8 protein-coding genes are annotated in these 9,851 nt (G+C 67.7%); 5 read left to right on the top strand and 3 right to left on the bottom strand.

Features of this window, described 5'->3' with window-relative positions:
- The 4 genes from IBL25_RS21935 to IBL25_RS21920 all read left to right on the top strand — a co-directional run.
- The coding region (locus IBL25_RS21935) for a YdcF family protein (protein ID WP_187780626.1) at window positions 1-494 on the top strand (494 nt) is incomplete at its 5' end.
- On the top strand, window positions 487-1,572 hold the full coding sequence (locus IBL25_RS21930; RefSeq protein WP_187780625.1) for a GNAT family N-acetyltransferase: 1,086 nt from the start codon (window positions 487-489) through the stop codon (window positions 1,570-1,572). The genes IBL25_RS21935 and IBL25_RS21930, both read left to right, overlap by 8 nt.
- Complete coding sequence (locus tag IBL25_RS21925; protein WP_187780624.1) at window positions 1,569-2,738, top strand: glycosyltransferase family 4 protein; 1,170 nt, start codon at window positions 1,569-1,571, stop codon at window positions 2,736-2,738. Before IBL25_RS21930 ends, IBL25_RS21925 begins: the two co-directional genes overlap by 4 nt.
- A complete protein-coding gene (locus tag IBL25_RS21920) occupies window positions 2,735-3,883 on the top strand; it encodes a glycosyltransferase family 4 protein (protein ID WP_187780623.1) in 1,149 nt (382 codons plus the stop codon). The genes IBL25_RS21925 and IBL25_RS21920 overlap by 4 nt, the downstream gene beginning before the upstream one ends.
- On the opposite strand, the gene IBL25_RS21915 is transcribed toward IBL25_RS21920, so the two are convergent.
- Together IBL25_RS21915 and IBL25_RS21910 are read right to left on the bottom strand one after the other, a co-directional pair.
- Window positions 3,864-4,634 carry an FkbM family methyltransferase gene (locus IBL25_RS21915; RefSeq protein WP_187780622.1) on the bottom strand — a complete coding sequence of 257 codons (771 nt, stop codon included), beginning with the start codon at window positions 4,632-4,634 and terminating at the stop codon, window positions 3,864-3,866. The two genes, IBL25_RS21920 and IBL25_RS21915, sit on opposite strands and share 20 nt — an antisense overlap.
- A gap of 183 nt (window positions 4,635-4,817) precedes the next feature.
- On the bottom strand, window positions 4,818-5,213 hold the full coding sequence (locus IBL25_RS21910) for a helix-turn-helix domain-containing protein (RefSeq protein ID WP_238940583.1): 396 nt from the start codon (window positions 5,211-5,213) through the stop codon (window positions 4,818-4,820).
- Window positions 5,214-6,520: 1,307 nt separating this feature from the next.
- Here IBL25_RS21910 and IBL25_RS21905 point away from each other — a divergent pair.
- The gene (locus IBL25_RS21905; protein WP_187780620.1) at window positions 6,521-8,209 is read left to right on the top strand and encodes a ParB N-terminal domain-containing protein; all 1,689 of its coding nucleotides are present in this window, start codon (window positions 6,521-6,523) and stop codon (window positions 8,207-8,209) included.
- Between the two features lie 93 nt (window positions 8,210-8,302).
- On the opposite strand, the gene IBL25_RS21900 is transcribed toward IBL25_RS21905, so the two are convergent.
- A partial coding sequence (locus IBL25_RS21900; protein ID WP_187780619.1) for a DUF4214 domain-containing protein occupies window positions 8,303-9,851 on the bottom strand: 1,549 nt, incomplete at its 5' end.

Raw genomic sequence — 9,851 nt, 5'->3', positions numbered from 1 at the left:
TCCTGGGCGCCGAGATGGCCACGGGCGCCGGGCGGCCGGATATCGGGCCGATGACGCTGGAGCGGCTGCGCGCCGGCGCGGCGCTGCACCGGCGCACCGGCCTGCCCGTGCTGGTGACGGGCGGCCCCCTGGCCAGCGATGCGCCGCCCATCGCCCAGATAATGGCGCGCAGCCTGCGGGAAGATTTCGCCACCCCGGTGCAATGGGTGGAAAGCCAGGCGCCGGATACCCGTGGCAATGCCGTACTCAGCGCCGCCATGCTGCATCAGGCCAGCATTGGCACCGTGTATGTGGTGACCCATGCCTGGCACCTGCCGCGCGCCCTGGAAGCCTTCGAGCGCGCCGGGCTGAAAGCGGTGCCGGCGCCGGTGCGGCCGGCACGCAGCACTGAGCCGCAATGGTCCGACCTGCTCCCCCGGCCGGATCATCTGGCCGAAAGCTGGTTCGCCATGCGGGAATGGCTGGGGAGGCTGGTCTATGCCGTGCGTGACTGACACCCTGGCCGAGGGCCTGCTGCCCCTGCCCCGCCCCGAGGCTGGCTTGCCCGGGTGGTGCGACCGCTTCCTTTGCCCCGAGGGTGGAGAGGATTTCTTCTCCAGCCGCCTTTGGTACGACACCGTGCTGGGCCACGCGCTGCCTGCCGGCACCCGGCCGGTGGTGGCCCTCGCCGGCGGCGATCATGGCGTGCTGCTGCCGCTGCTGCGGGAAGCGGATGGGCGGCTGTGCAGCCTCGTCACGCCCTATACCCTCTCCTGGCGCCCCCTGCCGGCATCCGGCGCGACCATGCGCGAGGCCGGCATGGCCCTGGGCCGCCTGCTGCGGGGCGGGCGCCCGGCGCGGCTGGATACGCTGGATGCCGAGGCACCGGGGCTGGAGGAACTGCTGGCCGGGCTGCGCCAATCCGGGCTGGTGCCGCTGCGCTTCGAGCATTTCGGCAACTGGTGGCAGCCGCTGGAGCCCGGCGCCGGATGGGAGGGTTATCTCGCCGCGCGCCCTTCCGCCCTGCGTGCCACCATCCGCCGCAAATTGGCCCGCGCCGGGCGCGAAAGCCGCTTTGAGCTGTTGCGCGAACCCGGGCTGGCGCTGGAAAACGGCATCCGCGCCTATGAGGCCGTGCGGGCGCGCAGCTGGAAGCCCTGGGAGCCCTTCCCCGATTTCGACGGGGCGCTGATGCGTGTGGCCGCCAGCGCCGGCGCGCTGCGGCTGGGCGTGCTGCGTGACCTGGATGGCCAGCCGCTGGCGGCGCAGTACTGGGTGGTTTCGGGTGGCTATGCCTCCCTGCTGAAGCTGGCGCATGTCGAGGATGCCCGCGCGGCCTCCCCCGGCACGGTGCTGACGGCGCTGATGGCGCGCGGCGTGATTGACGAGGATAAAGCCACGGCCCTGGATTTCGGCCGGGGCGACGATGCTTACAAGCCGCTCTGGGTCAGCCAGCGGCGGCAAAGGATTGGCCTGCTGCTGGCCGACCCACGCAGCCCCGCCGGGCTGCTGGCGCTGGCGCGGCAGACCGCTGGACATGGACGCAGGCAGGCCCTGCAATGGATTGAGAAGGCTCGGAGACGCCAGGGATGAAGATTCTGTACAGCCACCGGATCGCGTCCCGCGACGGCCAGGGCGTGCATCTGGACGCCATGGTGGCGGCGATGCGCGCGGCGGGCCATGAGGTGCGCGTGGTGGGCCCCGCCAGCTACGACAATACCGACCTGGGCGGTGACAGCCGCATGGTCGGCCTGCTGCGCGAGAAGCTGCCCGCCTGGGTCGGGGAGACGGCGGAGATGGCCTATATCGCCCCCGCCACCCTGCGCCTCGCCCGTGCCGCCGCCGAATTCCAGCCGGACGTGATCTATGAGCGCGCCAATCTCTTTCACCTCGCCGGCACCGTGGTGGCGGCGCAGCGGCGCATCCCGCTGCTGCTGGAGGTGAACGCGCCGCTGGCGGAGGAGCGTGGCCGCTTCGGCAACCTGGCCCTGCGCCGCACCGCCGCCGCGCTGGAGCGCCTGGCCTGGCGCCGCGCCAGCCGCGTGCTGCCGGTGACGGAGGTGCTGGCTGACAAGATCCGCGCCGCCGGCGTGCCGGATGAGCGCATCACCGTGGTGCCTAACGGCATCCATCCGGAGGAATTCCCAGCCATGGCCGCGCGCCCGGCGGATGCCGAGGGGCCACTGGTGCTGGGCTTCGTCGGCTTCGTGCGGGACTGGCACGGGCTGGATCATGTGGTGCGCGCCATGGCCGCCTATCGTGGCCAGCACCCGCTGGCGCTGAAGGTGGTGGGCGATGGCCCCGCCCGCCCTGGCCTGGAAAAGCTGGCCGCCGAACTCGGCATCGCCGATCGCGTGACCTTCACCGGGCTTGCGGCGCGGGACGTGGTGCCGGGGCTGATCAGCGGCTTCGACATCGCCTTGCAGCCGGCCTCGGTGGCCTATGCCTCGCCGCTCAAGGTCTTCGAATACATGGCGGCCGGCCGCGCCATCGTGGCGCCGGACCAGCCGAACCTGCGGGAAGTGCTGCGGCAGGAGGAAACCGCCCTGCTCTTCAACCCCGGCAGCCCGGAGGCGATGTGGCAGGCGGTGCTGCGGCTGGCCGAGGATGCCGCCCTGCGCCAGCGCCTGGGCGAGGCCGCGCGGGCCGAGATCGCCCGCCGCGACCTGACCTGGGCCGGCAATGCGCGCAAGGTGCTGGCCCTGGCGGCCAGCGAGATGTCCCGCCTGCGCGGCGGCCTGCCGGTGGCCGCCGAATGACCCCGCCGCTGCTGCTGCACGTCTACCCCACCTTCGATGTCGGTGGGGCGCAGGTGCGCTTCTCCGCGCTGGCCAACCGCTTCGGCGCACGCTGGCGGCATGCGGTGGTATCGCTGGATGGTGGCGAGGGCTGCCTGGAGCGCATCGCGCCCGAGGTGCCGCTGTCCATGCTGCCCTCCCCCACCCGCAAGGGTGAGTCGCTGCCGCGCGCCATGGTCAATATCGGCAAGCTGCTGCACCGGCTGAAGCCGGACCTGCTGGTGACCAGCAATTGGGGCAGCATCGAATGGGCCCTGGCGCGGCTGGCCATGCCGGGCCTGCCGCATATCCATACCGAGGACGGCTTCGGCCCCGAGGAAGCCGCCGGCCAGATCCCCCGCCGCATGCTGACGCGGCGCATCGCGCTCCGCCGCAGCACGGTGGTGCTGCCTTCCACCATCCTGCTGCGGGCGGCACGGGACACCTGGCACCTGCCGCCATCGCGGCTGCACCACATCCCCAATGGCCTGGACCTCACGCGCTTCAACCCGGAAGGGCCGGCGGCCGATCTCGGCATGCCAGGCGAAGGCCCGGTGGTTGGCACCGTCGCGGCACTGCGGGCCGAGAAGAACCTGGGCCGCCTGCTGCGCGCCGCCGCGCTGCTGCGGCAGGAAGGCCTGGCCTTCCGGCTGGTGATCTTCGGCGATGGCTCCGAGCGCGCTGGACTGGAAGCCCTGACGCGGGAGCTGGGTTTGGGAGAAGCCGTGCGCTTCGCCGGCCATCTGACGAACCCCGCCGCCGCCTACCGGGCCATGGACCTCTTCGTGTTATCCTCGGATACCGAGCAGATGCCCTTCTCGGTCCTGGAAGCCATGGCGACAGGTTTGCCGGTTGCTTCCACCGATGCGGGCGACATTCACGCCATGCTTTCGGCGGAGAACCAGCCCTATATCGCCACCAAGGACGATGCGGCGCTGGCCACGGCCATGCGCCCGCTCCTGCAGGACGCGGCACTGCGCAAGCGGCTTGGCCAGGCCAACCACGCCAAGGCGCACCGGGACTATGATCAGGAAACGATGTTCCAGGCCCATGCCGCGCTGATCGAGCGTGTCTGCCGCCGGCAGGCGCCCCGGGCCGGCACCGTGTCTAGCGTGGCTTGGCGATGAGGTTCTGCGTCACATAGATCTCGCAGTACTTCACGTCATAGGGGAAGAGCGGCAGCAATTCCCCATTCAGGCACATCCGGTAGATGTCGTAGCCCGGAAGGGCTTCGAAGAAGTCGCGCATGGTGACATGCGTGGCGATATTGGCCGGAATGAACTCGAACTGCAGAAGGCGGATGCGCTTCTCGCGGATCGCGCGGGCGGCGCCCTGCAGGACCTTTAGGTCGAAGCCTTCCGTATCCACCTTGAGGAAGGCGACCTCCTGGATGCCCTCGGCATCAAGGAAAGAATCCAGCGTGGTGCTGGTGACTTCATGCCCCACCACGCCGCTGTCGAAAATCTCCACCGCGGCGCGGCTGAGGCTGGCCTGGGTGGAACCATCCTGCGCCTCGAAATCGAAGAGCTGCGTGACACCGGCCCGATCACTGAGGGCCTGCCGCATTGTCCGCACACCTTGCGGCGACAGCCGGGCGGACATGCGGGCGAAGGTCGCCGGGTGCGGCTCGAAGGCATAGATGGTTGCCTCAGGCGCCAGTTCGCGAAGATAGGCCGCGTAGCAGCCCATGTTGGCGCCTACATCCAGCAATACACCCCGTTGCAAGGCAGGCGCGATGCTGCGGAGGAAACGTTCCTCCGCGCTGTTCAGGCCATGCCGCCCGGGGAAGTTGATGGCCACGCCGTTGCAGCGCAGCGCGAAGTCATAGATGGCGCGCGAGACACCCGCCGCAGCAGGGCGGTTGAGCGCCCAGAACAACGGGTAGAACGCAGTCTCAATGACACGGCGCGCTCTTCCACCACGCCAGAGCGGAGTTTCCACCCGCTCTGGCGGAGGCATCATATGCTCCGCCATACCGGACATCGCCTCTTCTGCCGCGGCGAGGCCATACCTTTTGGGGATACCCCGCCGCGCTCTGTCGCATGTTCCCGTATCGGTTGCTCAGACGCTCTCTTCCGGCACGGGGCGGAGCGCCTGCGGCGAGGTCATCATGCGGGCCACCGCCACCAGCGCGCTGCGGTGGCGCGGGTCGACGATGCTGCCGAACATCTGCACCAGTTCAACGATCTCCTGGCTGGAATTGGCCGGCGCGGCGGGCTGTTCCATCTCAACAGAGGAAGCGGCGGCCAGCAGCGTATCGGCACGCACGCCCAGGGCGTTCGCGATGGCGATCAGGCGGCTGGCGGTGATACGTGTCGCGCCCGTTTCATAGCGATGAAACTGAGCGCCGGTCACACCGATTATATCGGCGACCTGCTTCTGTGTGAGACCAGCCGCACGGCGGTACTGGCGGATCTCGCGGCCAACGGCGCTGTCAGGAGTCGATGGGTTGCGCATCTTCACGGCAGAGTTCCCAAGGCAAGGTCAGTGAGGGGGGGATCAGCAGAGGCGTTTGGTAACGAGCTGGAACAACCGAGATCTATGGGCGTGACGGCAGAGCCTCTGGCCGGGAAATGCACCCACGCCAAAGGAAGAAGGCTGTGGCACGACAGACCTTGCACACGTCACTATCCATCTCCCCGGTTCCAGCAGGATTGCTGCACCGCTACGGATTAAACATCGGCCCAGCAGGGACGTTGCGGTTTATGCGGTAGGCGGGTGCCTCCACGGTACTGGAATGCCTGTGAGACGGCCGCGATTTGCTGGCAAAAATGCGACGAACCACGACAAAAGAGCGACACAATCGGGCTTAGTCCCAGTCGATTACCAAAGCTTACAATAGCTAGACCAGTCACTTCGCAAACGAACATGCTCTCACGAGCGGTGTGAAGAATGAGCCTGCCCCGCTCAAGGCTCGGCACGGCGTCACCAACATGGCGCCTACTCAGCGCCTTCTAGAAATCCAGCATAAACTATGTGCAGGACAATATAGTTATACTGCGAACCGCAGAATTTTCTCGGATAACTACTTCACAAACAAACGTGAACGCCACTTGCAAGAAACTGCGCGGAGCGCAGAGGCAAACTCAACCCGTGCTTGGAAGAATCTCAGAAATTGCTCAACCAGAGGGCGAAAAAGCTGGCTTTGAGGATTCTCTCGAGACACAAAATGGCTTTGGAGCCCTTTCTGACACCGCACCGCAGTTGCAACGGTCGGCGAAGGGCATCGAGTGTAAACTTTTCCGACGGTCTTTCCAGAGTTCATTCGCACAACCATAGAGGGAAATCGATCAGCACACCGACACAACCGCCCTGCCTGAAAAATGTTATGCTCCAGCAATTGTCATTGGACTTTACACCGCTGAAGGCCTTTTTTCTGTCAGGGCTGAGCCGTTCTATGGAACTGGAAGGTCCATCTCATGTAATAAATTTACGGGCTCTACAGCACGCCAGCCCCATGACGAATCTGACAAAGTTCCTTCTGGAAAAATTCAGCTTTTACATTTTAGTTGAATATCCTGTTTGTGCTTCGGAAGCACCCGGTGTTGGACGACCCAAGCAGTTCCCAACCGAATCATAGAACTGGAGGAGCATTACCGTTATGGGAGGACACTCTCGCGAAGCCGGCAACGCCGGCACCCACAATCATCGCGTGTACTGTCCTCGCGTTTCACCTGATGAACGGACGCGTTGCTGCCGCCGCTGGGCCCGTACCGGGCATGGGTAGCCCCTCTTCCCAGTACCGCCCACGTGGGGCCGCCGCGATGCCGCCGCATGCTCCTTCACCGCAAGGACATGGCCCCGCCCCGGCCGCCGATGCCTTTCCTGCTTTTGTCAGCCTGCGGGTGACCACCTTCTCCCCTGCCGCCGCACGTGAAATGCTGCGCCGCGCCCATCCCAGCCGTCGGCGGCAGGAGGAAACGGTGCGGAGCTATATGCTCGCCATGCGTGACGGGCTCTGGATGATGAATGGCCTGCCGGTCATCGTCTCCCGCACCGGCGTGCTGCTGGATGGCATGCAGCGCCTTGCGGCCTGCGCCGAGAGCGGCATCCCGCTCCGCACCTATCTGGCCGAGCATGTGGCGGATGACGCCTTCCACACCATTGACCAGCATCGCCGCCGCAGCCTGGCCGCCCTGCTGAAGCAGGACGGGCACGCGCATCACCACCTGCTGGCCGCCCTGCTGCAGAGGCTTACCGAGTACGATGCCCTCACGCTGGGCAGGCCCATGGCCGACCCTGCCGCCTGGGTCAGGCTGACGCGCATCCTGTCCACCTGCCCCGAGATCGAGGCAGCCCTGGCCGCCAGCCTGGCACGCACCTCCTCACCCTTGCCGGAGGCAGCCCGCAGCGCCTTCATCTTCATGGGCAGGCAGGCCGACCCGGAGCTGACCGAGCGGCTGCTCGATGTGCTGGAAACGCCGGCGCAGTTCCCACCCGATGAGCCAGGACTCCTGCTGCTTCAGGAACTGACACGCGGCCGCACGACCGCCTCCTGGGAGCACCCGCTGGCTCTGGCGATCAAGGCCCTCAATGCCATGCTGGCCGGCAAGCGGTTGCGCACACTGAACTGGAGCTCCCGCGCCGCCCGCGGCAAGCCGCCTGAAGCCTTCCCCAGCCTGCTGGGATATCAGGGCCTCGAAGCCCTCGCCGCCCTGTCCGAGGAGATGGAGCCGGCGCAGGAAGGGCAGCATTGGCAGATGGAGATCATCGATAGCGCCGTGGCCAAGCGTTACCTGGCCCAGGGCGGGCAGACCCGGCAGCCCATTCCGGCGCATGTGCAGGCCCTGGCTTCCGATATCCAGCGCGGCCGATGGATGCTGAACGCGCAGCCGATCTGCTTCTCCGCCAGCGGCCGGCTGCTTAATGGCATGCACCGGCTGCTGGCCGTGGTCGCCGCCAATGGCCGGATCCGGACGCCGGTGGTGCGGGGCCTGCCGGAGACAGCGCGCGCAACCTACGACACCCAGCCCAAGCGCATCGCGGCTGCGGAAAGCTTGGCCGGCGATTTCGGTGACCAGGGCCTGGCCACCGCCATGGCCAATCTTCTCTGGCGGCACGAGCGGCGGACGGACCAGACGCATTACAAGCGCGCCGGCGCCGCCGAGATCCGCGAGATCCTGACCCAGCACCCCCGCCTGATCGAATTGCGCGGCTTCGCCCGGCGCATGGTGGAATACGGCCGTTCCTCCGTCATGGGCTATGCGGCCTATGTGATGGAACGCGAGGACCCCGAAACCGCCGAGATCTTTTTGAAAGCGCTGTCCACCGGCGCCGACCTCGGCCAGGGCCACCCCATCCTGACGCTGCGCAACACCTTGCAGCGCCTGCGGCGGGAAGGCGCCTCGCAGTCGGAGCAGCTTACCACCCTGCTGGCGGGCTGGCGCCGCTACCGCAGCCACCCGGCGGCCGCGCAGGACCGGAAGAGACGGGCCACCGGGCAGGGCGGCTGAAAGCAGGCAAGGCGGGGCAACGATGCCGTTGCCCCGCCCGGAAGCCATGCCCCGGGTGCCGATCCCGCACCCGGCGCCCCTTTGTCCGCCCGATCAGCCCAGCACGATGCCGTGGTCGGTCAGCGGCTGGCTCAGCTGGAGGAATTCCAGGCTGTCGGCGAAACCGGCAACCACCTCGCCCCGCGTCATCCCATGCGTCAGCTGGTCCAGCCAGAAGGCCTCGCCCATCGCCTCGCCGGCACGGCCAAGGGTATTGGCGTAGACCATCTGCACGAAGTCGAGGTCCGAGGCACCGGGGAAGCGGGCCTGGAACTCGTCGCTCCGCGCGAAGAGATTGGCCATATCCGCGGTGCTCATGCCGGCATCGGCCTTGGCATCCCAGAACTGCAGCCCCGCCGCATCCGGCGCACGGTCGAGCACCGCCTTATAGAGGCGCGCGATATCCGCCATCTGGTCGTCCACGTCCCAGAGGCCCTGCGCCAGCAGGCCCTGGGTGTGTTCGCGGTTCTCCGCGCTTTCGCTGAAGCCGACCAGCATCTCCGCGCGGCTCATGCCATGGGCCAGATGGTCCTGCCAGCCGTCCAGGCCCGCCGCATCCGGCGCGCGGCCCAGCACCTGCTCATAGGTGCGGACAATGAAGCCAGCATCGTCCAGGTCGCCGAAGCGGGACTGGAACTCGTTGCTGCCCATGAAGCCATCGGCCAGCTTGGCCAGCGAGGCACCATTGTGCAGCTCCGCAGTCCAGTGCTCCTGGCCGATGGCATCCGGCGCGCGGCCCAGCGCGGCCTGGTAGAGGCGCATCACCTGCGCCGCGGGATCCGCCGCATCGAAGACCAGCCGGCCATCGGCGAAGTGGATCGCATCCGCATTCGTGAAGGACAGGCTGCCATCGGTGCCGGTCAGCGTGCCGCTGGCGCCGAGGAAGCTACCATCGGCCTGCGCACCATGGCTCACCGTCAGGCCCGAGAGGCTGGACTGGGACCAGAACATCTCGGTGTGCAGCGTGCCGGAGCTGACGGCCGTGGCGGGCACGGCATCGGCGGGCGCCGGCACAACCAGGCCACCGGAGCTGCTGGCCGCCCGCGCCTGGACGGAGAAGCAGGCATCGCTGTTGCTGTCGAGCAGCGCGGCGGTGCTGCCGGTGCTCACGCCGTTGACGCGGATGTCTTCCACATAAAGGTTGCGGTCCGTGTCCTCCGAGCCGCCCCAGGCGTCGTTGAGGAACTGCACCACCACGTCATGCGCGGCACCGGCCGCCACATGGCCCAGCGCGATCTCCGCGCCGCCACCGGCATGGCTCGCCGTCACCTCGCCCCGGAAGGCCTCGACGCCGTTCACCAGCACCACCGCCACCGGGTTGCCTTCCCAGGCCTCGCCACCCAGCACGATCGTCAGCGGCACCTCGCCCGCCGGGTGGTCGGTGGCCGGCGCATCCGGCGCGGTGCCATGGTTGCTGTCAGGCGCGGTGTCCGGTGTCGGCCGCGGCAGCGTGGGCGCAGGGGCCGGGAGGGGCAGCGGCGTGTTGTCCGCATCCGGCGCCGTGATGGCGAAGGTGGGGTCGCGCGAGAAGTCGCCCTCGCTGGTGAAGGGCGGGTTCTGCGCCAGCAGCGTGTTGTAGACCTCCACCGCCGCCTGCGAGCCG

This window comes from Pseudoroseomonas ludipueritiae (genome assembly GCF_014490445.1).
In the GTDB taxonomy this organism is placed as follows: Bacteria; Pseudomonadota; Alphaproteobacteria; order Acetobacterales; family Acetobacteraceae; genus Pseudoroseomonas; species Pseudoroseomonas ludipueritiae.
Note: the sequence above shows the minus strand (reverse complement) of the source record. Positions and strands in the feature narration are given on the sequence as shown.